At 71.5% G+C, this 25,272-nt stretch carries 22 protein-coding genes; 9 read left to right on the forward strand and 13 right to left on the reverse strand.

Annotated features, from left to right (window positions below; translation table 11 throughout):
* Positions 1–2,412, reverse strand: coding sequence for an endopeptidase La (gene lon / locus WMF27_RS04740; protein WP_437761442.1), 2,412 nt, complete (start codon positions 2,410–2,412; stop codon positions 1–3).
* Between the two features lie 117 nt (positions 2,413–2,529).
* Between lon and WMF27_RS04745 the strand changes: the two genes are divergently transcribed.
* The 7 genes from WMF27_RS04745 to WMF27_RS04775 all read left to right on the forward strand — a co-directional run bounded on the left by WMF27_RS04745 (position 2,530) and on the right by WMF27_RS04775 (position 11,829).
* Positions 2,530–3,525 (forward strand): lysophospholipase, encoded by a 996-nt coding sequence (locus tag WMF27_RS04745; protein WP_437761441.1) that lies wholly within the window; start codon positions 2,530–2,532, stop codon positions 3,523–3,525.
* A gap of 14 nt (positions 3,526–3,539) precedes the next feature.
* Positions 3,540–3,926 carry an NFACT RNA binding domain-containing protein gene (locus WMF27_RS04750; protein ID WP_437761440.1) on the forward strand — a complete coding sequence of 129 codons (387 nt, stop codon included), beginning with the start codon at positions 3,540–3,542 and terminating at the stop codon, positions 3,924–3,926.
* Between the two features lie 70 nt (positions 3,927–3,996).
* The gene (locus WMF27_RS04755; RefSeq protein ID WP_437761439.1) at positions 3,997–4,353 is read left to right on the forward strand and encodes a hypothetical protein; all 357 of its coding nucleotides are present in this window, start codon (positions 3,997–3,999) and stop codon (positions 4,351–4,353) included.
* Positions 4,354–4,484: 131 nt separating this feature from the next.
* A complete protein-coding gene (locus tag WMF27_RS04760; protein ID WP_437761438.1) occupies positions 4,485–5,789 on the forward strand; it encodes a glycoside hydrolase family 5 protein in 1,305 nt (434 codons plus the stop codon).
* Positions 5,790–5,966: 177 nt separating this feature from the next.
* Entirely contained in the window at positions 5,967–7,826 is a 1,860-nt protein-coding gene (locus WMF27_RS04765) for a hypothetical protein (RefSeq protein ID WP_437761437.1), read from the forward strand.
* A gap of 558 nt (positions 7,827–8,384) precedes the next feature.
* Entirely contained in the window at positions 8,385–10,181 is a 1,797-nt protein-coding gene (locus tag WMF27_RS04770; protein ID WP_437761436.1) for an AMP-dependent synthetase/ligase, read from the forward strand.
* 181 nt (positions 10,182–10,362) lie between these two features.
* Positions 10,363–11,829 (forward strand): hypothetical protein, encoded by a 1,467-nt coding sequence (locus WMF27_RS04775; protein ID WP_437761435.1) that lies wholly within the window; start codon positions 10,363–10,365, stop codon positions 11,827–11,829.
* Between the two features lie 42 nt (positions 11,830–11,871).
* On the opposite strand, the gene WMF27_RS04780 is transcribed toward WMF27_RS04775, so the two are convergent.
* From WMF27_RS04780 to WMF27_RS04825, 10 genes are all read right to left on the reverse strand, one after another.
* Positions 11,872–12,594 carry a glutathione peroxidase gene (locus WMF27_RS04780; protein WP_437943880.1) on the reverse strand — a complete coding sequence of 241 codons (723 nt, stop codon included), beginning with the start codon at positions 12,592–12,594 and terminating at the stop codon, positions 11,872–11,874.
* Between the two features lie 274 nt (positions 12,595–12,868).
* On the reverse strand, positions 12,869–14,056 hold the full coding sequence (locus WMF27_RS04785) for a methylated-DNA--[protein]-cysteine S-methyltransferase (RefSeq protein ID WP_437943881.1): 1,188 nt from the start codon (positions 14,054–14,056) through the stop codon (positions 12,869–12,871).
* A 45-nt stretch (positions 14,057–14,101) separates the two neighbouring features.
* Complete coding sequence (locus WMF27_RS04790; protein ID WP_437761432.1) at positions 14,102–14,944, reverse strand: AraC family transcriptional regulator; 843 nt, start codon at positions 14,942–14,944, stop codon at positions 14,102–14,104.
* A 227-nt stretch (positions 14,945–15,171) separates the two neighbouring features.
* A complete protein-coding gene (locus WMF27_RS04795; protein ID WP_437943882.1) occupies positions 15,172–16,392 on the reverse strand; it encodes a glycoside hydrolase family 16 protein in 1,221 nt (406 codons plus the stop codon).
* A 169-nt stretch (positions 16,393–16,561) separates the two neighbouring features.
* On the reverse strand, positions 16,562–17,776 hold the full coding sequence (locus tag WMF27_RS04800) for a DUF2169 domain-containing protein (protein ID WP_437761430.1): 1,215 nt from the start codon (positions 17,774–17,776) through the stop codon (positions 16,562–16,564).
* 284 nt (positions 17,777–18,060) lie between these two features.
* On the reverse strand, positions 18,061–18,906 hold the full coding sequence (locus WMF27_RS04805) for a nucleotide-binding enzyme (protein WP_437943883.1): 846 nt from the start codon (positions 18,904–18,906) through the stop codon (positions 18,061–18,063).
* Positions 18,903–19,343 carry a sigma factor-like helix-turn-helix DNA-binding protein gene (locus tag WMF27_RS04810; RefSeq protein WP_437761428.1) on the reverse strand — a complete coding sequence of 147 codons (441 nt, stop codon included), beginning with the start codon at positions 19,341–19,343 and terminating at the stop codon, positions 18,903–18,905. Before WMF27_RS04810 ends, WMF27_RS04805 begins: the two co-directional genes overlap by 4 nt.
* Positions 19,315–19,812: an HD domain-containing protein gene (locus tag WMF27_RS04815; RefSeq protein WP_437761427.1), complete on the reverse strand. Its 498-nt coding sequence runs from the start codon at positions 19,810–19,812 to the stop codon at positions 19,315–19,317. Before WMF27_RS04815 ends, WMF27_RS04810 begins: the two co-directional genes overlap by 29 nt.
* A 138-nt stretch (positions 19,813–19,950) precedes the next feature.
* Positions 19,951–21,132, reverse strand: coding sequence for a caspase, EACC1-associated type (locus WMF27_RS04820; protein WP_437761426.1), 1,182 nt, complete (start codon positions 21,130–21,132; stop codon positions 19,951–19,953).
* 5 nt (positions 21,133–21,137) lie between these two features.
* On the reverse strand, positions 21,138–21,491 hold the full coding sequence (locus WMF27_RS04825) for a hypothetical protein (protein ID WP_437761425.1): 354 nt from the start codon (positions 21,489–21,491) through the stop codon (positions 21,138–21,140).
* 299 nt (positions 21,492–21,790) lie between these two features.
* Here WMF27_RS04825 and WMF27_RS04830 point away from each other — a divergent pair, with 299 nt between their 5' ends.
* Positions 21,791–22,390 (forward strand): DUF1990 family protein, encoded by a 600-nt coding sequence (locus WMF27_RS04830; protein ID WP_437943885.1) that lies wholly within the window; start codon positions 21,791–21,793, stop codon positions 22,388–22,390.
* A 441-nt stretch (positions 22,391–22,831) separates the two neighbouring features.
* Here the strand turns inward: WMF27_RS04830 and WMF27_RS04835 are convergent, their stop codons facing one another.
* Positions 22,832–23,641, reverse strand: a complete 810-nt coding sequence (locus tag WMF27_RS04835) for a haloacid dehalogenase type II (protein WP_437761423.1) — start codon at positions 23,639–23,641, stop codon at positions 22,832–22,834.
* A gap of 192 nt (positions 23,642–23,833) precedes the next feature.
* Between WMF27_RS04835 and WMF27_RS04840 the strand changes: the two genes are divergently transcribed.
* The gene (locus WMF27_RS04840) at positions 23,834–24,772 is read left to right on the forward strand and encodes a LysR family transcriptional regulator (RefSeq protein ID WP_437761422.1); all 939 of its coding nucleotides are present in this window, start codon (positions 23,834–23,836) and stop codon (positions 24,770–24,772) included.
* On the opposite strand, the gene WMF27_RS04845 is transcribed toward WMF27_RS04840, so the two are convergent.
* Positions 24,760–25,248 carry a hypothetical protein gene (locus WMF27_RS04845; RefSeq protein WP_437761421.1) on the reverse strand — a complete coding sequence of 163 codons (489 nt, stop codon included), beginning with the start codon at positions 25,246–25,248 and terminating at the stop codon, positions 24,760–24,762. The genes WMF27_RS04840 and WMF27_RS04845 overlap by 13 nt on opposite strands.
* Positions 25,249–25,272 lie beyond the last annotated feature (24 nt).

The following is a 25,272-nucleotide window of genomic DNA, read 5'->3' on the forward strand; positions in this document are numbered from 1 at the left end:
TCAGGACGCCCGCGCGTGCGGCATCTCCTCGGGCGCCTCCAGGCGGATCGAGCGGAGCCGCAGGCAGAGCGCGAGCGCCTCGTCGAGCGTGTTCACCAGGTAGAACTCGAGCGAGCTCCTCACCTCGGCCGGCAGATCGTCGAGATCCGCCTCGTTGTCCGCCGGCAGCAGGATCTCGAAGATCCCCGCGCGGTGCGCCCCCAGCACCTTCTCCTTGATCCCCCCGATCGGCAGCACCGTCCCGCGAAGCGTGATCTCCCCCGTCATCGCGATGTCGCTCCTGACCGGCCTGCCCGACAGGGCGCTCACCAGCGCGACCGCCATCGTCACGCCCGCGCTCGGCCCGTCCTTCGGCACCGCCCCCGCCGGAACATGGATGTGAACGTCCCGCCGCTGCAGCCGATCGGACGGCACGCCGAGCTCCGCCGCGTGCGCGCGCGCATAACTCAGCGCCGCGCGGCCGCTCTCCTTCATGACGTCGCCCAGCTGCCCCGTGAGGACGAAATCGCCCTTGCCGGGCATCACGCTCGCCTCGACGTGCATGATGTCGCCACCCATCTGCGTGTAATACATGCCGGTCGCGACCCCCGGCTGATCGTACTGAAGCCTCCGCTCAAGGCGCATCCTCGCGCGGCCGAGCAATTCCTTCACGTCGTTGTCGGCGCCCACCACAGCCCGCTCGATCTCGCCGGCCGCGATCCGGCGCGCGGCCTTCCGCGCCAGCGCGCCGAGCGTCCGTTCCAGCTGCCGCACGCCCGCCTCGCGCGTGTATCCGCTGATGAGCCCGCCGAGCGCCGCGCCCGTCACGCGCAGCTGCTCCTCGCGCAGCCCGCACTCCTTTCGCTGCCGGGGGAGCAGGTACTTCCGCGCGATCTCGTGCTTCTCCTGCTCCGTGTACCCGGCGAACAGCGCGGGCTCCATCCGGTCGAACAGCGGAGGGGGGATCGTCTCGCGGAAGTTCGCGGTGCAGATGAACAGCACCTCGGACAGGTCGAACGGCAGGCCGAGGTAGTGGTCGACGAAGCCGTCGTTCTGCGCCGGATCCAGCACCTCGAGCAGCGCCGCGCCAGGATCGCCCTGGTAGGAGGCGCCGAGCTTGTCGACCTCGTCGAGGACGATCACCGGGTTCTTCGAGCCCACCCGCTTGATGCCCTGGAGGATGCGGCCAGGCATCGCGCCCACGTACGTGCGCCGGTGGCCGCGGATGTCCGCCTCGTCGCGCGCCCCGCCCAGCGAGACGCGGACGTACTTGCGCCCGAGCGCCCGCGCGATCGACTCCGCGATGGACGTCTTGCCGGTCCCGGGCGGACCGAGGAAGAGCAGGATCGGCCCGCGGGAGATCGCGCGGCTCCGCTCGCCCTCGCTCCTCGCCTGCTCCAGGCGCAGCTTCCGGACGGCCAGGAACTCGAGCACCCGGTCCTTCACGTCGCCCAGGCCGTAGTGATCCTCGTCGAGGATCGCCCGCGCGCGATCGAGATCGACGTGGTCGTCGGTCCGCTGGTTCCAGGGCAGCTCCGCCACCCACTCGAGCCACGTCATGAGGACCTGGGCCTCCGGCGACGTCTCCCGCCCCATGCGCCGCAAGCGCGCGAGATCGCGCCGGGCCTCCTGCAGGATCTCCGCCGGCAGGTTGGCGCGCTGCAGCTTGTGCTCAAGACGTGCGGCGGCGTTCTCGTCGTCTTCCTCGCCGAGCTCCTTCTGGATCGCGCGCAGCTGCTCGCGCAGGTAGATCTCCCGCTGCCGCTCGCCGAGCTCCTCCTCGACGGTCGTCCTGATCTTCTCCTGGGTCTCGACGATGCCGATCTGCCGGTAGAGGTGCAGCGCGAGGCTGCGCATCCGCTCTTCCGTCGAGAGGATCTCGAGCAGCGCCTGCTTCTCGGGGGTCGGGAGGTCCAGGTAGAAGGCGATGTGGTTCACGAGCTCGGCCGGGCCGTACATGCTGCCGACGAACTGCTTGAGCACGTCCTCGGGCGCGCCGCGGTGGCGGCCGTACTCGACGGCCCGCTCGCGCACCTCGCGGGAGAGCGCCTCCAGGGCGCCGTCCTCCTCTGGACGGAGGGGCAAGTCGGCGAGCTCGATGACGGGGGCGCGGATCACGCCGTCGACCTCGGTGTAGCGGGGCGCGGCCGCTCGCCGCTCGCAGTAGAGCACGAGCTGGAGGCCCGACCCGAACCGCTGCACCTGGGTGATGCGGGCGATCACGCCGATCGAGAAGAGGCCGCCCGCGGTGGGCTCCTCGGCGGCGTCGCGCTGGGCGACCGCGAAGATGCGCTTGTCTTCTCCCTCGACCCGGAGGGCGGCCTCCACCGCGCGGAGCGTCTTCAGCCGTCCGACCGTGATGGGCGTCGCTATCCCAGGGAAGAGGACGGTGTCGCGCAACGAGAGCACGGGCAACGATCGGCGCTCGGGCATGGCCGGCCTTTGTGCGAACCTCATGCCACGGAGGACCGTACCGAAAACTCCTTTCGGCGCGGAAGCATCGAGAATCGTGGTCAGCCGCGCGCGGAGCGGTGATAGGGTCGGCCGGCGATGCCCGCGGACACCTTCACGTTTCAGGCGGACGATGGCCGAGAGCTCTTCGTGTACCGCTGGCTCCCGGACGGCGGGGCGCGCGGCGTCGTCCACGTCGCGCACGGCATGTCGGAGCACGCGGGCCGCTACGCGCGCCTCGCGCAGGCGCTCTGCACCGACGGGTGGGCCGTCTACGCGAACGACCACCGCGGCCACGGCGCGACGGCGCGCGGGAGCGACGAGCTCGGCTTCTTCGCGAGCCAGGGCGGCTTCCAGCGGGTCGTCCGCGATCTCGCGCAGCTCATCGCGCGCGCGCGCGGCGAGCACCCCGGCCTGCCGGTCGTCCTCTTCGGCCACAGCATGGGCGCCGCCCTCGCGCAGGAGGTCCTGATCGAGCACGGCGGCTCGATCGACGGCGCGGTGCTCTCCGGCGCCTCGGGCAAGGCGAACGCGCTCGTGGACGCGGGCCGGCTCGTGGCGCGCGCCGAGCGGCGGCGGCTGGGCGAGCGCGGCAAGAGCCAGCTCCTCCAGACGATGAGCTTCGACAGCTTCAACAAGATGTTCGCCCCGACGCGCACGCCCTTCGACTGGCTCTCTCGCGATCGCGCCGAGGTCGACGTGTACATCGCCGATCCCCGCTGCGGCTTCCCGGCGACGACCTCGCTCTGGGTCGACCTGCTCGACGCGATGGCGGCGCTCGCGCGCCCCGAGCGGCTCTCGCGCATCCCGAAGGACCTGCCCATCTACGTCTTCTCCGGCTCTCGCGACCCGGTCGGCGGGCTGCTCAAGGGCGTCACCCAGATGATCGAGGCGTACCGCGCCGCCGGTCTCCGCAGGGTGGCGCAGCGGTTCTACCCCGGCGGGCGCCACGAGATGCTGAACGAGATCAACCGCGAGGAGGTCGTGCGGGACCTGCTCGCGTGGCTCGCCGCCGAGGTGGCGGGCGAGGCGAGGGCGCCGGCGAGGCCCGCGCAACCGGGCGCCGGGCCGCGCGCCGGCGCCGCGTCCGGCTGACGGCGGGGGCCGGCATGGGCAGCAAGGGGCGGCCGTACCGCACGCTCACGATCGATGGCTTCGAGGTGCTCGTCGGCCGCGGCGACGAGGACAACGACGCGCTCACCTTCGAGATCGCCGAGCCGCACGATCTGTGGCTGCACGTGGCCGGCGGCACGCCGGGCAGCCACGTGATCGTGCGCAACCCCGAGCGCGTGGAGGTCCCGCGCGAGGTGGTCGAGCGCGCCGCGGCGGCCGCCGCGTGGTACTCGAAGGCGCGGAGCGCCGCCAAGGTGGAGGTCCACGTCTGCAGGGCCGCGGACGTGAGCAAGCCGCGGGGCGCGCCCGCCGGGACCGTGCAGCTCGCGCGGTGGAAGAGCGTGCGCGTGCGGCCGGAGATCCCCGGGCGCGATCCCGGGTGAGCCGCGCGCCGGCGCGCGTCGCGCAGCGGCCCCTGCTCGCCAGGCGCTCGCGAACAGCTAGACTGTCGCCGTGCAGCTTCACATCGAAGGGGATCGATTGACGCTCACCCTGGAGGGCGCCGAGCGGCTCTGGGCCGTGAGGCTCCGGCCCATCGTGGTGCCCCGCGAGCACGTGGCGTGGGCGGAGGCGGCGCTGCCGCCCTCCACCTGGAAGGAGCTCCGCGCGCCCGGGACGGCCCTGCCGGGGGTGATCAAAGCGGGGACCTACTTCACCGCGCACGGCAAGGAGTTCTGGTACTGGGTGCGGAGCCGGAAGCAGCACCCGCTGACCATCGAGCTCGAGGGGGAGCGGTATCGGCGGCTCGTCCTCACCATCGACGATGCTGCCGGCTGGGCAGCGCGGATCAACGCCTGGGCCAGCGGCTGAGTCATCCGAGCGGGCTCCCGGGATCCGGCGCGGATCGCGGTCCGGGAGCGTCCGTGCGATTTGTGACGGCTGGCAGGGGCGCAGCGCAACCTGAGGGAGACGAGCTCCTTTCCATCACCCGCAGAGGACCCATGACCCACGCGCATCGACTTGCTTTCTTCTCGATTCTCGGCTTGCTTGTCGCTTGCAACTCGACGGATCCCGATGTCACGTCGGGCGCAGGCGCGGCCTCTGCAGGAGCCACCGGAGGCAGCGGCGGAGGCACCGCCACGGGCGACGCCGCGACGGGCGGTGACGGTGCAGGCGACGCCGCGACGGGCGGTGACGGTGCAGGCGACGCCGCGACGGGCGGTGCCGGCGCGGGCGGCGCCGGTACGGGGGGAGTCGGGGGCTCCGGCGGGACCGGCGGATCAGCGACGCCCGTGGACGCCGCGGCCATGGTCCCCGACATGGGTATCGGGGCCAACGTCGGCAACACGCTGGAGAACACCACCGAGTGGGAGACGGGCTGGGGCCAGCCGCTGATCACGCAGGCGTTCATCAACGGCATGGCCAACCACGGCATCAAGACGGTGCGCGTGCCCGTGGCCTGGGACACCTACGCCGTCAACGGCACGATCGACGCCACCAAGATGGCCCGAGTCAAGGAGGTGGTGGGCTGGATCGAGGCCGCAGGAATGTACTCGATCGTGAACATCCACTGGGACGGGGGCTGGATCTACAACGAGGACAACGCCGATAAGTACAAGCTCACCGACGGCGTCAAGACCAGGTTCGCGTCCTACTGGACCCAGATCGCCACGGCCTTCAGCGACGTCGGTCACAAGCTGATCCTCGAGGGGATGAACGAGGAGGCGAACTACTGGGTCAACGGCGTTCACGACGGCGGGACGCCGGACTACGCCGCCCTGAACGAGATGAACCAGCTCTTCGTCACCACCGTGCGCGAGCAGGGCGGCTACAACGCGAGCCGCGCCCTGCTCATCTCCGGCTTCGTGACGGACATCGACAGGACCTGTGTGGGCGATTTCAAGGTGCCGACCGATCCGGCCGGCGCGAAGAGCCTCTTCCTCTCGATCCATTACTATACGCCCTACACCTTCTGCGGCCTCGACACGGTGGAGAGCTGGGGCTCTCCCAAGACGACGTGGGGCACGGAGCCCGAGAAGGCGGAGCTGAAGAGCAAGTTCGACACGCTCGGCGCGTTCAGCGCGCAGCGGAGCCTCCCGATCATCCTCGGCGAGTTCGGCGTCACGCTGGGCACGAACTACCCCCGTGAGCCGGCGTCACGGACGCTGTGGATGCGGTCGGTGGTGGAGGCCGCGAAGTCGCGCGGCGTCGTTCCCGTGCTGTGGGACACGGGGACGGACATCAAGCGTACGGACGGCTCGTTCTCGACGGAGTGGCAGGCCGTCGTGAGCGCCGTCAACCGGTAGTCGGCGCCGCTGGCGCCCGGCGGCGTGGAGGGCGCGGAGGGCGCGGCGCGCCTCCGGCCGTCGCTTCGTCCGGCCATCGCGAAACGGGACGGTCGCGCGAAACCACCCAACCTGGCCCGCGTACCTGGGGTGGCTGGACGACATGGATCGGTCCAGACCACACCAAGGAGAGGGGCAATGTCATCGACACGCAACGTCGGGATGACGAGGGTTTCTGCGTCCGCCGTGCTGTTCTTCGCCGCGGGGGCGTTCGCCGCGTGCGCCGTCCCCGAGGGCGCCGAGCCCTCGGGCGATCATGAGGGCCCGGAGCCCTCCGGCGATCCAGGTGAGCCGCAGGAGGCTGAATCGACGGCCGAGGCGGACAGCGAGCTGAAGGTGAACGACTGCGTGAACCCGCACCCGTTCGCCGGCTGCAACGACGCGGCCGTCCAGAGCTGCGTTTGCGCGGCGGACCCGTTCTGCTGTACCACCCACTGGGACTCGATCTGCGTCGGAGAGGTGACGAGCCTCCATTGCGTACCGCCGTCCGCGGCCGTCATCGGGCGCCTGCAGTGCGCCGCGCCGGACGGCGCGGGGACCATCACGAACCCGCTCGCGTTCGCGCCGCTCAGCATCCCCGGCCTCGGGAGCGGCGTGACGGACGCGAACGGCGATTTCAGGATCCCCATCTCGTCGACCGCGAGCGCGAGCGTGCACCTCGACGTGACGTACGACGGCGTCGTGAGCTCGAGCGGCGTGACGACGCCGCTCACGATCATGGACGAGCTGCACGCCCCGCGCGGCCAGGGGGTCGACGTCGCCGGCAGCCCGCGCTCGAGCGGCGATCTCGACGTCGACGTTGTCACGCTGAGCGGCGTCGACTGCGAGCTCTGGCGGCTCGGCGTCGATACGCTGCGCGACTTCCACGCTGCCCGCGGGGCCCAGCCGCCCGCGCACGCGCACGCGCTGCGCATGCTGCGCTGGAGCGGGGTCTACCTGGGCACGCCCTTCACGTTCTACGATTACATCAACATTCGCACGGACTTCCTCACGAGCACCTGGGGGAGCACGGCCGCGGAGCGCCGGAGGGTCATCACCCACGAGTTCGGGCACAGCGTGCGGCACGTCGCCGACGGGGACCTGAACCACTGGAATGGTGACGACGTGGCCTATGTCTATGGGCGCTCTCACGACGGCTCCGAGATCGCCGACCCGGGGTACGCCTTCAATGAGGGCTTCGCGAACTACTGGGAGCAAGCTCGGGTCGACGCGCGCGGCCGCCTCTGCGGCGGCGGGTCCGCGTGCCCGTCGAGCCAGTACCGGGACTGGAACGAGCAGCGCATCGCCGACGCGCTGCTCGATCTCTCCGATGTCGTGGGCGACAGCGCGATGATCCAGGTGCTGGAGGCGAACCCGGGTGCGATCCACAGCCTTTACGAGTTCCAGGCGCGCCTCCACGTGCAGAACCCCGCCGTCCCGGCCCCCGCCGCGGTGCCGGCCTGCCCGCCCGGCTTCAGCGATGACGGCGCGACGTGCTCCTCCACGGTGGCAAAACCGAGCTACGGGCGCGGCGTCGGCACGGCGCCGACGCTCTGCGGCGCGGGCCAGCAATACGACGCGGGTCTCTGCTATCCGGCCTGCGCGTCGGGCTACTACGGGGTCGGCCCGGTGTGCTGGCAGAGCTGCCCGTCCGGGTACTCGGACGACGGCCTCACGTGCCGGCGCGACGCGCAGATCATCAACGCCAACAACTCCGCGTGCCCCTGGTATGACGCGTGCGGCCTGACCTTCGCCAAGGGCTGCTCCACGTGCCCGACGGGGTATACCAACGACGGCTGCACGTGCCGGCGCGACGCGCACATCTTCGCCAAGAGCTCTTACGGGCGCGGCGCCGGCTCCGTGCCGACGAGCTGCGGCGCGGGCCAGCAGCTCGACGCGGGTCTCTGCTATCCCGCCTGCGCCTCCGGCTACAGCGGCGCGGGCCCCGTGTGCTGGGGGAGCTGCCCGGTCGGCTATATCGACTTCGGCGCGACGTGCACGAAGGTCATTTCGAAGTGATCGGCGGGCCGTTTGCCTCCTCGAGGAGGGCGGGCCTCGTTGCACCCCGCCCACCCGCGCGGTAGGCCGAGGAGCACCACGCCGCTCCGCGGCAGGCAGAGCACCGAGGAGGAGCTCCCGTGCACCTGCCTGCACCACGAGCAGGGTACGAGCCGCCCTCGTCGGCCCCGCGCGGCGCCTCGTCTGTTCGGGTCGGGCCGCCGGACACACGCCGGCCGGAGCGAGCTCGTCACGCGGCTGCTCCCGTCAGCCCCGAGCGACGCGGACGCGGGCGACGTGCGCCCCCTCGTCATCGGCTCCCTCATCCCCGAGGAGGAACGCGCCCTCGCGATGGCCTTCCTCGGCGCGAGGCCCTCGCCTTCGAGCGTGCCGCGGAGCACCTCGCCGCCGCGCTCGAGGCGGCGCCGGCAGGCGAGGGCGAGGCGCACGGAACAGGACGACCGGCGGCTCGCCGCCAGCGCTCCGAGGGGCTCCTCGACGCTGATTGACAATGCCCCGGCGGCTCCCGCATCCTGGCCACCCCGCGACCCCCCGAGGCCTCGAGCCGCAGGAGATGCAATGAGCACCGTCCTCCACCGTCTGGAACAGTGGGCTAACGAATCTCCTGACGCGCCGGCCCAGCGCTTCAAATCTCAAGGCGAGTGGAAGACGCTGACCGCGCGCGAGTACCGTGACCGGGTTCACCACCTCGCGCTGTTCCTGGAGTCCAGGGGCTTCGACGCGAGCCAGGTCGGCGCGATCCTCTCGTACAACTGCCCGCAGTGGGTCCACGTCGACCTGGCGGCGCTGCTCGTCGGGGGCAAGTCGGCGGGCCTCTACCCGAACTCCACCGCGAAAGACATCCAGTACATCCTGAACCACACCGAGGCGACGCTGCTCTCGGTGCAAAACAAGGAGTACTTTCAGAAGATCTCCGGCGAGAAGGGCGAGTATTCCGTCCCTGACAGCGTGAGCTGGATCCTCGTCTTCGATGGCGACACATCGATCTCTCCCAAGGCGATCTCGTACGAACAGGCCCTGGCCGAGGGCCGCGCGCTCGCGGGGCAGCCGGGCGCGAAGACGTTCGCCGACTACCTGGCGAAGATCGACCCCAGGGCCGGCGCGTTCCTGATCTACACCTCGGGCACGACGGGCAACCCCAAGGGGGCCATGCTCTCGCACGACAACCTGGCTTACACGGCCGACATGGCCGTGAAGTACTGGAACCTGCCGTTCGCGCGCGGCACGATGTTCTCGTTCCTCCCGCTCTGTCACATCGCCGAGAAGCTGCAGTGCGTCGGGGCGGGCCTTACCCAGCGCTACACAGTCAACTTCTGCTCGAAGTTCGAGAACGTCTCGAGCGAGCTCCCCGAGGTGCAGCCCACGCTGCTGCTCTGCGTGCCGCGGCTCTGGGAGAAGATGATGGAAGGCGTGATGGCGAAGGTGCGCGGCGGCAAGGGCGCCAAGAAGAAGCTGGCCGAGTGGGCGCTCGCCGTGGGCGCCCGCGTGGCCCAGGCGAAGTACGCGCAGCGCGCGCCGAGCGCGCTCGACGCCTTGCAGCTCAAGCTCGCCGACAAGCTCGTGCTGGGCAAGGTGCGCGCGGCGCTCGGCCTGGGCAAGGCCGAGGTGCTCGCCTCGGGCGCGGCGGCGCTCGCGCCGCATATCTCGACGTGGTTCCGCGCGCTGAACCTCGAGATCCTCGAGGACTTCGGCCAGACCGAGTCGACCGGCGTCATCTGCATGACCGAGCCGGGCATCGAGAGCGCGGGCACCGTGGGCAAGCCCGTGCCGGGCGTCGAGTTCAAGCTGGCCGAGGACGGCGAGATCCTGACCCGCGGCCGGCACGTGTTCGTGGGTTACTACAAGGACCAGGCGGCGACGGAGGCCGCGCTCGAGGACGGCTGGCTGCACACGGGCGATCTCGGCGAGTGGAACGACCGCGGACAGCTCAAGATCCGGGGCCGCAAGAAGGAGATCCTCAAGACCTCGGGCGGCAAGATGATCGCGCCGCTCCCGATCGAGGAGCGGCTCAAGGCGGCGGAGATCATCAGCCAGGTGTGCATGGTGGGCGACGGCCGCAAGTACCTCTCGGCGCTGATCACGCTGACCGAGGTCAAGCTCGCCGAGCTGAAGGAGCGGGGCGCCCTGAGCAGCGACGCCGCGATCACGAGCGCCGAGGTGGTCGGCCAGGTGAAGGCGCACGTCGACGCCCTGAACGCGGAGCTCGCCAGCTTCGAGCAGATCAAGCGGTTCACGGTCCTCGGCCGCGAGTTCTCGGTGCAGGACGGCGAGATGACGCCGACGCTCAAGATGAAGCGCAACGTGATCGAGCAGCGCTTCCGCGGGACCATCGACGAGATGTACCCCGCCGAGTGAGCGGGGGCCGCGGGCCCCGCCGGCGGGCGGTCGGTCGACGAGCGCGCCGCGGCGCTCGCCCGGCCCTGGGAGAGGCGCCCCGCGGCGCGTTCGTCGACCGCCCGATCGAACAGAGAATGTCGGGCTGTCGCTCATCTCCCGAAGGGGATGCGCGCGGCCTTTCATGTGGGAGGGAAAAGCCATGAGTTCACCGAGAAGCCACCTCGTGCTCGTGCCTGGTTTTGCGGGCTTCGATATCCTGGGGTCGATCGTCTATTACAGCGGTGTCACGGAGATCCTCCGAAACACCGATACCGGGCCGTACCAAGGCCCGCTCTCGGTGCATTGCTTCCCGAACCTGCCCACGGCGAGCGTGGACACCCGCGCGCACGCGCTCCTCCGCTGGCTCGCGGATCGGTTCAGGCAGGGGGTGTTCTACGGGGGCGCGGGCCGCGGCCAGCGGGACTGCGTCCACCTCGTGGGCCACTCGACCGGCGGGCGGGACATCAAGACGCTGATGCTCCTGCTCCTGGCCGAGACCGAGCAGAAAGGGTCGGTCTACGGCGTCTCGGTGGAGCGCATCCTCGAGAGCATCTGCTCGATCCAGTTCCTCTCGACGCCGCACCGCGGGACGAACCTCGCCCACGTCCTCCACCGGAGGCAGCCCCTCCTCACTGGCCTGGCGGGGGCCCTCCACTGGTGGCTCCGCCTGGCTGGCCCGAAGGACGCGAGCTCCGCGGCCCGCCGCGCGAAGACGCTCCTGCAGGTGTTCGGCCAATCGGACGGCATCGTCCGCGCCGCCCTCGACACGATCGAGCGCTTCCACGCGCTGCCGTGCGACGATCTCGCCAGGGCCGAGGCGCGCGGCGAGTACTTCAACGTGCTCCGCTGGCTGCTGCACGTCGCCGAGGACACCGAGGCCTTCGAGGATCTCGATCCCCTGCCGCTGTCAGGCCAGTCGTCGCGCGCGGAGCGCCGGTCCAGGCATGGCCTGTCCGCGCACGGTGTCGGCGCCTGGCCGCGCGAGCTCGCGGCCTCCATCAAGAGCGCGAGGCAGGCAAGGAAAGCCAGCCTCCTCGGGGCGGAGCTCGAGGAGGAGCTGAGCGCGTACTACGAGCAGCGGGGCATCGCGCTCCGGTCGATCGTCACCCGGGCGAAGCGCGATCCCGGCGGCCCGTTCCTGGGCGCCTTCGGCATCTTTCACGGCATCACGGCCAACATCAAGGAGCCGAAGGTGGTCGAGGCCCTCGGGCCGCCCTGCTCCGTGCCACGGTTCGACGACCCGACCCGGACCGAGTCGCTCACGTCGGAGATGAACGACGGGATCGTCAACTGCGTATCGATGGTCTATCCCGACACGAAGCGCAGCTTCCTCGTCGACGCCGACCACGCCGACGTGATGGGCCACTATCGGTTCATCGCCCCGGAGGACGGCGACGGAGCGGACCCGAAATACGGCGGATACGACCTGTTCCAGTCCCGGTCGACCTTCGATCAGGCCGAGTTCGACAGGCTATGGAGCAGCATCGGGCAGTTCGCCATGAACAGCGACAGGTGCGCCGCCGCGGCGCGCCGCAGCTCGGCCGTCGCCCCCGTGGAGGCGCCGGCCTCGGCGCCGGCGGTGACCCATTTCCGCGCCGAGCCGTCGGATCCCGAGGGCGGCGCGTAGGCGCTCGCCAGCGCCGGGGGGCGCCCAGGCCGCCTTCGTGAATCAGGCCTTCGCGAGGTAGGCTTCGAGCTCGTCGGCGCCGCCGATGTGCTTGCCGTCGATGAAGACCTGCGGGGTCGTGCCCTTGCCGCTCACCGCGCGCAGGCGGCGCGGCGAGGCCGCCACCTCCTCGTAAGCAATCTTCCGCGCGTCGAGGAGCCGCTTCGCCTTGGTACAGTAGTCACAGCCCGGCTTCGTGAACAGCAGCACGTCGTGCGGCGCCTTCGACGACGGAGCCAGGTACTTCAGCATCGTGTCCGCGTCCGACACATCGAAGGGGTCACCCTCCACCTCGGGCTCGATGAACATCTTCTTGATCACGCCGTCGTCGACCAGCATCGAATAGCGCCACGAGCGCTTGCCGAAGCCGAGGTTCGCCTTGTCGACGAGCATGCCCATCTTCTCGGTGAACTCCCCGTTCCCGTCGGGCAGGAACTGGATCTTGTCCGCCTCCTGCGCCTTGCACCACTCATCCATCACGAACGCGTCGTTCACGGACACACACGCGATGGTGTCCACCCCGCGCCGCTTGAACTCCTCCGCGAGCTCGTTGTAGCGCGGCACGTGGCTGCTCGAGCAGGTCGGCGTGAAGGCGCCCGGAAGCGCGAACACCACCACCTTCTTGCCAGCGAACACCTCCTTGGTGGTCACGTCCTTCCACTGACCGTCGACGCGCGTACGAAATGTGACATCCGGAACGCGCTGCCCTTCGAGGTTCTTCAGCATGACTGTCGTGCTCCTCCCGTGCTCTTCTCGTTGCCATCCGCGACGGCAACCTTGTCCAGCGTCGTGCGGCGCTCCACGCGGCGCTCTCGGGCCGGCGAGAACTTAGCTCCCGGCCTCGACGCCAGCCAGCGCGACGGCGAGCCCGACCGAGGGCCGCGCCGCGATGGCGAACTCGACCGAGGGCCGCGCCGCGAAGGCTGCTCGCCCGGGCGACGGCGACCGCGCCAGCGGAGGCGCCCCGCTGGGCAGCCCAGCGCCGCCGCGGGGCGAGGCGTCAGCCGCTCCGCGCCAGATCCACCGCGCGCCAGAGGTACCAGCTCGCCACCGTGCGGTACGGCTTCCACCGCGCGCCGCGCTTCTCGAGGTCCGCGCGCGCCGGCGGCTCGGGCCGCTTGAACGCGAGCGTGAAGCCCTTGCGGATGCCGTAGTCGTCCGCGGGCAGCACGTCCGGGCGGCCGAGGCGGAACATGAGGAGCATCTCCACCGTCCACCGGCCGATGCCGCGCACTTGCGTGAGGCGCTCGATGATCGCCTCGTCCTCCATGCCGTGGACCTCGGCGAGCGTGGGGAGCTCGCCGTCCTCCGTCTTCCGCGCGAGGTCGCGCAGCGCGAGGAGCTTCGCCTGCGAGAGGCCGGCGCCGCGGAGCTTCTCGTCGGAGGCGCGCAGGAGCTGCGCGGGCGTGGGGCCCTCGTGCGCTCGCGGGAAGAGCGCGCGCACGCGCGCGAAGATGGTCGCGGCGGCCTTGCCGGTGAGCTGCTGGTAGACGATCGACTCCGCGAGCGCGAGGAAGAGGCTCGACGTCCTGTCGATCCGCATGGCGAACGGCCCGACCGCGTCGATGACGCGCGCGAGCGCCGCGTCGGACGCGCGCAGGTGCTCGACGGCGGCGCCCGGATCGAAGCCGAAGTCGCCGCCGGGCGCGGCCTCCGGAGCGCCGCGCGCCTGGCCGCGCTCGATCGCGAGGAGGCGGAGCTTCGTCGTGACGCCGCCGCTCGCGGAGAAGCCGCCGGCCTTGCCGCCGGCCGCGAGCACGCGGTGGCACGGGACGATGATCGCGAACGGGTTCCGCCCGAGCGCCTGCCCCACGGCGCGCGCCGAGCCGACCGCCCCGAGGCGCGCCGCGACCTCGCCGTAGGTCAGCGTCGCGCCCGGCGGGATGGTGCGCGCGACCTCGTAGACGCGGCGGTGGAACGGCGGCACCCGATCCATGTCGAGCGCGACGGCGGACAGGTCGCTCGCCTCGCCGCGCAGGAGCGCGACAATCGCGTCGACCGCGCGCTGCACCTCGGGCGGCGGCGCCGCCGCCTGGGCGCCCGGGGAGCGCTGGAGCAGGCGCGACCGCGTCTCGGGCTCGCGCGCCTCGGGAAGCTGCAAGGCGGCGACGCCGCGCTCGCCCCACGCGATGCCGCAGCGGCCGATCGCCGTGTCGAACAGGAGGAAGCCGTGTGCCGTCGCTGTCATGAGGGTCCTCGCGGGCAGGCGGGGCGCCCGCGTCCGGCGGCCATCCTAGGAGCGCGCGGCGAGGCGATCTTGGAAGATCTTGCGATCCCCCCTCGCCGCCTTCCGGAAGCCGCGGGGCGAGACGCCGGCCGCGCGGCGGAAGGTGCGGACGAAGTTGGAGAGGTCGCCGAACCCGACGTCGAGCGCGATGTCGGTGATCGACCGGGCGCCGTCGGCGAGGAGGCGCGCCGCGCGGCGCAGGCGGGCGCGGACCAGGTACTGGTGCGGGGTCACGCCCACGACCTTCCCGAAGACCCGCAGGAAGTGGAACGGGCTGAGCCCGACCTCCCGCGCCGCGTCCTCGAGGTCGATCGGCTCGTGCGCGTGCTCGTCCAGCCAGAGCGCCGCCTCGACGGCGCGGCGGCGGTCGCGCGCCCCGGTGTCCGGCGGCCTTCGCTTCCGGCCGGAGGCGACCTCGACGAAGCGGGCGGCGAGGAGCACCCCCACCTCGTCGACGCCGATGTCGCTCCTGCCCTCGGCGGCCGCCTGCGCGAGCTCGCCGAGCACCATCAGCTCGGGCAGCGGCGGCAGGCCGCCGGCCCGGAACGCGCCGCCGCCGTCGCCGAGCGCCTCGACAAGCGCCGGCGCGAGCTGGAGCGACAGGCACTCGTCGCCGACGACGTGCTCGTGCGAGCACGTGTACTCGTCGCCGGGGTGGCCGACCAGGAGCGACCCGGCCACGAGCTCGAACGCCTCCCCCCGGACGCGGTAACTGAAGCTGCCCTTGCGCACGTAGGAGACGGAGAAGCCGCGGTGGAGCTCGGCGAACGGCGCGTCCCCGGGTCCGGAGCTGCACCGGTAGTCGACCACCGAGATGGCGTCGCCCCGCACCAGCGTCGTGACGTCCATGGGTCACCGAATGTATCTGCGGCGGCGAGGCCGAGCAACGCGCCCCGCGCCCGTGCTGCGCCGCCGCTTCCACCCGCGCCGCCGCGCCCGCCGCTCCGGGGCCCGCGCGCCCCGCCGGCCTCGACCGTCTTGTGGCGTTCCGGCGACGGCCTACCGGGCCGGTGACGGACAAGGCACCGCTTCCGCATGCCTCACGCGCAACCAAGGCCGAACCGGGCGACGCAGTGCTAGGGCAGGGTGTCCTCGCGGGCGATCGACGACGCGCGGAAGCCGGCCACCTGCGCGTCCACCTCGGCCTGCGACAGGATGGCATCCTTGGCGAAATAGACCCAGTCGACGTCCTCGGCGTACGTCCGTGGCTCGGTCTGCCCAGCGGCGAGCTCGTCGAACCACAGATTGAAGTCGAGGTGCTGGTTCGTCTCGGGGACGTACGTCGCGTCGTGCGTGCAGAGCCGCGTGCCTTCGATGTAGTAGCGGATGTCGGACTCGGTGATCTGGATGAGGAGCCTCTTCCAGCCGGACTGGTCCCCCGCCACATGGTTCGACTGCGTATTCTCCAGCGTGGCCGTCTCCCACGAGGTCAGCCACAGCGTGCTGGTGTCTTCCTGACCCCACCCGCCGTTGGGCATGTACTCGAAATCCTGCTCCGAGTAGCCGGGATCGGTCTCGGGGTCGTTGATCCACGGGCTGATCGCGAAGAACGTCTCGACCGGCTTGTCGGCTAGGTGCCGGGTCCCGGTCAGAGGAGCGTTGCTGAATTTTACCCGAGCGGAGTACGTCCCCAGGCGGAACTTGTCGTCGTTCGATTGAAGCTCTGCGTGCGAGGTGCTCTCGCCGGAGCCGCGTGTGGTCGCCTCGAGCCGTAGCAGTCTGTTCGAGGCGAGATCGGGATCATCGATGAACGACACATTCGACGGCAGCCATTGGGCGCCGTCGACCCCGGGCGCTCCGTCTTCCGCGCGGACCCACCACCAGCTCGTGAGGTCGTCGTCGGTGATGCCGGTGTAGGTGAAGTCGTCGAAGAACTCGGCCGACACGGTGACGTCGCCACCGCCACCGCCGTCGCTGCCGCCACCGCCACCGCCGTCGCCACCGCCACCGCCACCGCCGTCGCCACCGCCGTCGCTGCCGCCACCGCCGTCGCCGCCACCGCCGTCGCCGCCACCGCCGTCGCCACCACCACCGCTGTCGCCGCCGTCGCCGCCGGTGCCGCTGTTACCGTCGCTGCCGCCATGACCGCCGTTGCCCCCAGCATCGCCGTTGCCCCCGGCATCGCCGTTGCCACCGGTGCTTCCGGCACCGCTGCCGCCGGCCACGGTGTCATTCGAGCAAGCCACCAACACGTGCGCCACAAGAAGCATCACGCCCGCAGGGCGGATGCAGCGCACGCCGCGAAGCGCCCCGTCCTTCGAAGCGACGATCCCCTGAGATTCGCGATGCGTTTTCATCAAGATTGCTCCATTCCAGATCGAGCCCATGGCCGCACGCAGTCAGACATCTGGTGGTGGTCCAGGTACCACATCTGTGTGCAAGTTCCCGCGCCGCCACGTGCGAGAGCGGGCGCTGCGTCGTTCTCGATGTGCGCGAGCCGCCGCTGACGCAATGCGCGGAGTCGGTCTACGAGATGGAATGCCCCTTCGGTGGGCGTGGCGTCTGCGGACTGGGCGCCGCCGCGGGCGACGGCTCCGCACCCGGGCGGAGCGGGAGCGGGGCCGCCGACCCGACGGGGGCTCGCTTCGTCTGCGCGACGGTCGCGTCGGGGCGCTGGGCGGCGCCGCGCCGATCGCGCGCCTCGACGTCTTGATCGGACCGGTTGAGCGTCACCTCGGTCGGATCGGCCGCCGCGACGGCGCTCGGGGCGGCCATCGCGATCTCGGCAGGAGCCAGCCATGCGGGCAGGGCGCCCGGCACCTCGACGCCGACGACGACACGCACCGCCGCGAGCGCCGCTTCATCCGCGAGCGGGAAGCTGCGTCGCCAGACCAGCGAGCACGATTGCCGGTCGCCATCGACGTGCAGCGTGTCCAGCACGAGATCGAGCGGCTGCCCCTCCGTGACGCCGAACGCGGAGAGGCCATGGACGCGCGCGAGGGCGCGCGCCCCGGGGAGCCGCGTCCGCAGCGCCGCGAGCGTCGGGTGAAGCCCCGCGAGCACGAGCCACTCGTCGCCGACCAGGGCTTCGACGCGCTGATCGGGCGGGGCCGCCTGGAAGTAGCTCCAGTCGAAATCGTCGGGGATCTCGAGGAGGGGCCCCTCGAGCGCCTTGCGGGTCGTGCGCCCGAGCAGCCGCCTGCGCGACGGCCACACGCTCCCGATCGGCGCGAAGCCCGCCGGGCGGTCGCGCCGCGAGGGATCCAGGACGGCCGGGCGATCGGTGCCGAACGGGTTGTCGGCCATGCCGATCCCCCCGAATGCGCGCTCATAGACCAGCGGGATCGCCTTCTCCGCGCCGCCGGGCTCGATCGAGAGCGCCTTGTCGAGGATCGGCCGCTCGCCGGCGAAGAGCGCGAGGCGCACGGAGAAGGGCGCCGCAGGCGGGCCCGGCGGCGCGTGCGCGTGGCCCGTGAAGAACACGTCGATGCGCGCGAGGTAGGGCGCGAGGTCGCTCGTCAACCGGACGCTGCGGCCCGGGTTGTTGTGATGGTGGATGTCGGCATCGATGATCGGCTGCGGCTCGATGGGGATCATCTCTGCGCCGTCGACGAAGGTGAAGGTCGCCTTGGCGATCACCGTGAGGTGGAGCCGCCCCCGCGCGCGCCACATCACCCCCGCCGCCGCCGTTCCGGAAGGCGCCGCGATCGCGCTGGGGGTGGGCGGGGCCTCAGGCTTCACCGCGCCATGAGAGCACCGGGGCATCGCGAGGGTCAAGCCTCGCCACGCCGCGACACCGGCGCGTCGTCCGACGTTCGCCTCGCCGCGCGGCGATGCGAGGAGGTTCATCGGCCTCGCAGCGCGGGTGAAAGCGGCAGAGTCCAGCGACGACCGCAGGATCCGAATCCGGCGAGTCGTCCTATCCATCCATCGGTGTCGACCATCGCGCTCGGCGAACGACGAGTTCCCTCCGTGCCGCCGCGGGAGCGCAGGAGCGCCGGACCCTCCTCGCCTGCGGGCGGGCCTCAAGCCGTGTCCTCGAAGCCGGGGAGCGGCTCGTAGTCTTGAGTTGCGTCGTCCTCCTCGCCGGGCTCGGCGCAGGCCGGCTCGTCGCCGTCCTCGCCGGCGCCGCCGGTACCGTGGAGCAGCCCATCGAACGGCCCGGGGAGCGGCTCGTCCTCGTCCGCCTCGAGCAGCGCGTCCATGCCCTCCACCTCGCCGGTCTCCAGGTAACGCTCCCACGCGCCGCGGTGATCCCGGGCGCAGAGCGCCGAGAGCGCGGCGACGCCGAGGCGCACGATCGGCTTTCCATCGGTGCTGCTGCGGGGCCGCGTCCTCAGGTCGCGCGGGGCGTACACCGTGAGCTCGAGGGGCGCCACGTCCGCCACGTGGTAGTGGACGTACTCCCGGAGCTCTCCGCCCTTCTGGATCGTCACGCGCTCCCGGTCGAACGTCCAGCCGAGCGCCCGCACGTGCCGCTCCAGCGCCTCCTCGTCGGCGGGGAACACGTGCAGATCGACGTCGCTGCCGCGGCGGATATGGCCGGTGGAGACCGAGCCGATGAGCCGCGGCGAGAACGGCGCGAGCGCGCGCATGGCCTCCAGCGCCACGATGCGCAGCGCGAAGAGCCGGCGCGTCCGCTGGCTCCCCTCGGCGCGCTCGGCGAAGAGGAGCAGCGCCTCGCGGATCTCGCCGTTCGAGGGCAGGTCCGCGGGCCGGTAGCGCGCTCGCCGCCCCTCCACCTGGCCGAGGATCCGCTTCGCGGCCATCCGCTTGGCGGTGAAGTACTGGTCCACGCCCTCGTCGTACATGAGGCGCGCGGCCTCCGCGGCGATGCGGGCTCGCAGCCCGCCGAAGCGCTCGGCGCTCATCGGGCCACCCGCGCCGCGCGCGCCTCCGCCGCCCGCGCCGGCGCTTCTGTCGCTTGCGCCGCCGCCGCCCGCGCCGGCGCCGCGGCGACCGCCGGCTCGAGGGCTTGCCGCAGCCGGAGCATCGCGCCGCCGACCACCCGGCCGCCCCGCGGCGCCCCGAACAGGCGCTTCTGCACGACCTGCTGCGCCACGCCGAGGCGGCGAGCGATCTCGCCCTGCGACAGGCCGTCGAAGAAATACGCCTCGACGACCTCCCGCTGCTTCGCCGTCAGCGCGGTCGCGACCGCGTCCCGCACCGCGGCGCAGAGCCGCGCTCGCCCGGGCGGCTCGGCCTCGCCGCCCCAGAGCCGGCGATCGTCGCCCCAGCGGTCGACGTCGTCGCAGAGGACCTCCCGGCGGATCTTGCGCTCAGGCGAGCGGCTCCTTTCGCAGGTCATCGGAGGGGGCGGGCTCGCCGCCGATCGAGAGCAGGGTCCAGTCTGCGCCGTCGAGCAGGAGCTCCACGGCGGCCTCGGGGCGGAGCACGGTCGCCTCGGGCGAGCGGCCGCCGACGTCCCAGCGGCGGAGCCGCGCGAGGTCCGCGAGCGCCTTCGTGCGCCGCAGGCGCCGCCGGGTCGCGCCGGGCGCGCGCAGCAGGTGGAGGTGGTGCCGCACGAGCCAGACGATCCGCGGGCACACGAGCTCCGCGAGCACGTCGGCCCCCTCCTCGGCGTGGTCGGCGCAGGCGAACGCCTTGCCGACGTCGTGGAGCAGGGCCGCGGCCCAGAGCGAGCGATCCGCGGTCTCGCGGCGGGCCAGGTCGAAGACCTGCAGGGAATGGAAGAGCGCGTCGCCCTCGGGGTGCCAGCGCGGATCCTGCGGCACGCGGTCGAGGGCGAGGAGGAGATCGAGGAGGTCCTTGTGCATCGACGGGAGGGCGGTCAGGCCGCCCGCGGGCTGCGGGCGAGCGGTGCCCCTTCACCCTGGGGCGCGGTCACACCCACCGGGAGGGGCCGCGCTCGCCGGGCGCGCCGAAGCATAGCGCGGGCGCGCCTGCGCCAGGCGTCAGGGAGTGAACAGGGTGGCCGAGCGCTTCTTCGGCGCCGTTGGCGGGTGCGCGACCGTCTCCGCGGTCTGACGTGTGCCTGGGGCCTCCAAACGGACCAGCCTGAGCACGGTGCCCCCGACGACGATCTGGCCGTTTTGCGGGAGCAAGGCGCTCGTGATGCGCTCATCGTCGATCTTGGTCCCGTGCGTGCTTCCCTGGTCGATCACGCGCACCTCGTCCGCTCCGACGACGATCGTCGCGTGCTTTCGCGACACCTTCGGATCATCGAGGCGGATGAAGCAATCGGGCTCTCGCCCCACCCTGAACTCTCCAGGGTGGAGCACGAACCGCCGACCTGCGAGCGGCCCGTTGCACACGAAGAGCTCGTAGGTGATCGCGGCGTTCCCGCCCGACGCCGGGATCGTGGGCCGGAGCGGGGCCTTCGCGATGCGCAGCCGCCCCTCGTACTTCTGCGTCCACATCTGCGGGGTTTGCCGGCCTCCCTCGGCCTTGATGCTCGCTTGCACGTACTCGCAGAGCTCGTGGACATCGACGTATCCGTCCCGGTCCAGATCGGCTGTGCCGGTCGACAGACCCTCGACGATGTGGCGCGTGAAGATCGACTGCGGGGGCACCCCCACGGGCTGGTCGGCCTGCCACGCCAGCTGAACCGACGTCGTGGCGGAGATCACGACGCGACCCGAGCCGTCTCCCATGAACGTCCCGGCGATGTCGACGCTGTCCTGCTCGCTCTTGGCGGAGTTCTCGTACGCGCCGCTGTAGCAGCAGTCGAGGATCAGGACGATGCGCTTCGCGGGGCACTGATCGATCTGGCGGCTGATCCACGCCGCGTCGACCGAGGTCGCGCTGAAGAGCTCTTTCTCCGTGTCGTGTGTGGCGAGGTGGAGGTGACCCCAGTCGTCCTTCAGGCCATGACCGGAGTAGTAGAGGACGAGCAGATCCTCCGGATGGCGGCGATGGAAGAGCGCGCCGATGGCCTTCCGGACCTCGAGCTGGCTGCCATCGACGCAGAGCTGGACCCGAAAATCGCCGATGTCCGGGTTTCCCATCGTGTCGGCGAGCTTCGATGCGTCGAGGGCGGGCGCCTGAAGCGAGCGCAACCTGCCGTCCGCATACATTCCGTTCGCGATGATGAGCGCGATGCGGTCCCGTCCGCCCAGCACAGGATCTCTGTCCATGGCTGTCATTTGATTGCGCTGATGCGGCGCGCGAGGTCGAGCACTTCCTTCTCCCCGAGCGGCTTGTCCGAGGTGAACTCGACCTCCAGGCCGTTCTTCCCCCGGATGCGAATGCGGCGCCTCGGCGCGCGGACGACCCACTCATTGACGAGCTGAATCACCTGGGGAAGCACCGCGGGGAGCGCGGCGAGCGCGATCGCGCCGACGGTGAAGGCGTCTCCCTTGGCGTTCCTGGGGAGGCGCCCCTCGACGACGCGGGACGGGGCCGCGCCGGCGGTGCCGATGTCGCGCATCAAGCTCTCGAGCATCGTGTCCAGCTGGTCGGCCTCGACATCGGCGTCGTGAAATTTGAACTGCATGTCCATTGGCCATGCACCTCCTCGCTGTTACGAGTCGCCGAGGAGCGTATCAGCGCTCGCTGGCAGGTGCCAGCCGCACACGCGAGGTCGCGTGGCGCACGCGCCGCTGTCCTCGACCTGCGAAGCGCGCCTGAAGCCCGCTTCGCGATCGTCCAGCACATCTCCTGTCCATGCTGATCCCTCGGCGAGAGGTTTTTCGGATCCGTGCAGGCCGGTCAGCCGCGAAGGTGCTCCTCGTGCTTCGTCGTGGCTGGAAAGCCATCAAGATGGCGTCTCCGTGATCGGCTATCCTGCCCCTCGTGCTCTCCCGCGCCCGCCCCTCCGACGCCGCGATCCGCGCCTTCCTCGCTCGCCAGGCGGGCCGGCCGCTCTCGTACGCGGAGGTCGGCTGCACCGGCGCCGGCGATGGCCGCCCGCGGCCGCCTGCCGGCTTCAACGTCGACCACCACCGCGCGGTGCTCGGCCAGGGCGCCGCGCTCTTCGACCGCGCTGTCGAGGCGATGCGGCGCTGGGCGCAGTTCCGGCTCGGCTGGGTCGAGCTCTGCTATCCCGACGCTCCCCTCCAGGCCGGCGTCACCGTGGCGATCCTCGTCCGCGTGCTCGGGATTCACTGGCTCAACGCGTGCCGGATCGTTTACACGGTCGATGAGACGAGCGGCCCTGTGCGCCGGTTCGGCTTCGCCTACGGGACGCTCGAGGAGCACGGCGAGCGCGGCGAGGAGCGCTTCCTCGTCGAGCACGACGAGCCTTCCGGCGAGGTCGCCTACGACATCTTCGCCGTCTCCCGGCCGAACCACCTCCTCGCCCGGCTCGGCTATCCCTACGCGCGCCGGGTCCAGGCGCGGTTCGCCCGCGACTCCATGCGCGCCATGCGCAGCGCCGTGACCTCGCCGCCGTGAGGCGCGCCCGGAGCGGAGAGGCCCCGTGACGGGACCCGCGCGCCGAGCGCCTCCTCACCACATCACGCGAGCGCCCGCACGGGCATCCGCCGGCACCCGGAGTCGCATCCTGCGCAGCACCTCGAAGCTCCGCAGCTCCCGGAGCCGCCTCTCCAGGGAGCCCAGGGACCAGGGGATCGCACGAGCGCCTCTGCCCGGCGGCTCCTGAGTGAAAAGTCATACAAAAGTGCCTGCGGCGCGTCACCATGAAGTAATCCAGCATGCATATCTGGCTGCGCTGACGCATCAGTAAGTAAACCATCATGCAAATGTGAGTGTGCGAGCGCCTCCCGATGAAATTCATCATACAAACATGCCTGCGGCGGCTCGCTCAGGTATGCGGGCGCATGTGACTCTGCATGATGCCTCACCAGATTACAGACGATGAATGGCCCCCGCCGGTCACGCCCTCTCCTTCACGAACTCCACAAGATCCGAGAGGCCCGCTCCCGTCGCGTCGGCGCTCACGCCGAGCTCCTCGGCCGGCAGGCCCAGGCGGTTGACCCAGAACGTGGGATAGCCGAACCACCGGGCCCCCGCGGCGTCCCAGCCGGCGAACGCGACGAACGCGATCTCCTCGCGCGTGAGGCCGAACGCGTCGAGCGCCATCCGGTACGCGCGAGGATCCGGCTTGTACGTCCTCGCCCGGTCCGTGCTGAGCATGTGCTCGAACAGGCCCCCCAGACCCGAGCTCTCGATGGCGGCCCCGAGCATCCTCGGCGTGAAGTTCGACAGGAACGAGAGCCGGATCCCGGCGCCCCTCAGCGCCCGGAGCGCCGGCAGCACGTCGGGCCACGCCCGGAGATCGAGGTAGGCGCCGAGGAGCCGCGCCCGCTTCTCCTCCCCGAGATCGAGCGCCAGCGCGCGCTCGGCGAACACCAGCGCGTCCGCCGTCACCTGCCAGAAGTCGGCATACTCGTGGGACGCGACCCGGAGCCACGTGTACTCGAATTGCCGGGTGCGCCACGCCTCGCTCAGCGACGCCCCCTTGCCAGGACAGAGCTCCTCCGCGAGCGCCGCGATCGGGCGTGGATCGAAGATCGGAAAGGCGTCGAAGGCGACCGCCTTGATCGTCGACCCGGCCGCCGGCCGCGGCGGCGCCGGCCCGTGCTGCGCGGCACAGGACGTCGTCCCGGCCGGGGCCGAGCCCAGGAAGCCCGCCGCGGCCGTGCCGGTCACGCGGTGGAGAAACTCACGACGATTCGTCAACATGCCAGCCTCCATCGGATCATCCGACGTGAACCACGCGACCTGCGAGAGCGCGAGTGCGCGGGTGCGGGAACGCACGCGGGAGAGCATGCGCGGTCCGCCGTTGCCCGGGGATCCACCATCGACGTAGACTCGGCATGCACCTTTGCATGGCGCGGAGCGCTCTCCGGCAGCAGCGCCCCGCGCCCCGGAGCCATGCTCGACTGGGACGATCTGCGCTACTTCCTCGCCGTCGCGCGGCACGGCAACCTCTCCGCCGCCGCGCGCGCGCTGAAGGTCACCCAGCCGACCGTGGGGCGGCGCGTCGCGGCGTTCGAGCGGCGCCTCGGGGCGAGGCTCTTCCAGCGCTCGCCGTCGGGGTTCGCGCTCTCGGCCGCGGGCGAGAGCGTGCTCGGCCACGCCGAGCGCATGGAGCAGGACGCGCTCGCCGCCGAGCGCGCCGCCGCCGGACGCGACGCAGGCCTGAGAGGCCACCTCCGTATCACCGCGTCCGAGTGGCTGGCCACGCGCGTCCTCGGGCCGCTGCTCGTCCCGTTCCTCGCGCGCCACCCCGCCATCTCCGTCGATCTCATCGCGGACGCGCGCTGGCTGAGCCTGCCGCGGCGGGAAGCGGACATCGCCCTTCGCCCCGCCGCGTTCGAGCACCACGAGGTCTTCCAGCGCGAGGTCGCGCGGATCGGGTTCGGGCTGTATGCCTCGGAGGCCTACCTCGCCGAGCGCGGCCCGCCGGACTGGGGCCGGCAGTGCGAGGGCCACACCCTCGTCACCATGAACGACGATCCTCCGGCGATCGCCGACCTGTCGTGGGTGCGCGCCGTCGCCGCGAAGGCCCGCGTCGCCGCGCGCACCAACGGCCGCGAGCCCCAGGCGACGATGGGGGTCGCCGGCGTCGGGCTCGTCTGCCTGCCCCGCTACCTGGGCGACGTGACCGCCGGCCTCCACCTGCTCTCGCCGCCCTCGCCGCCGCCAGGGCGCAAGCTGTGGCTCGGGGTGCACCGCGATACGCGCGGGGTGCCGCGCGTGAAGGCGCTCGTCACGTTCGTCGCCGACGCCCTCGGGCCGCTCCGGAGCGCCCTCGACCCCGGCGCGCGGCCGCGCGCGTCAGGCGACGAGCGCCCCCGCTACCGGCCCTGATCGCGCTGGCACGCCCTGAGCTTCTCGAACGGCGCGTCGCACGTCTGGGGCAGGAAATCGGTCGTGCACGTCGGATCGCGCCCGCTCAGGCAATCGAAGAGCGACGCGATCGACGGCGCGAGGAACGTGCAGGGGATCCGGTCCGCGGAGATGACGGTCTCGCCCATGCAATCGAAGAAAGGAGCGGTCAGCGCGTTGCAGGGGCGCTGCTCGGAGAGCAGGTCGGCGCAGCGCTCGCTGCACCGGAGCTCCGGGCACGTGACGCCGTCGAAGAGCGAGCAGAAGAAATCGCACGAGGCCATCTGCTCCTCGATGGAGGGCCCGCCGGAGCTCGCCGACTGCGAGCCCTCGCCCGCGCCCCCGGCGCCGTCGGAGCTCCCGGGGAGCCCGTCGACGACGACCGCCCCACCGCAGGCGCCCGCCCCCGAGAGCGCGGCGAGCGAAGCCAGGAAAGCGAAGAGCAGCGGCGTTCTCATCAGGGCATCTTATCGCGCGGCAGG

Source organism: Sorangium sp. So ce281 (assembly GCF_051527395.1).
GTDB lineage: Bacteria > Myxococcota_A > Polyangia > Polyangiales > Polyangiaceae > Sorangium > Sorangium cellulosum_B.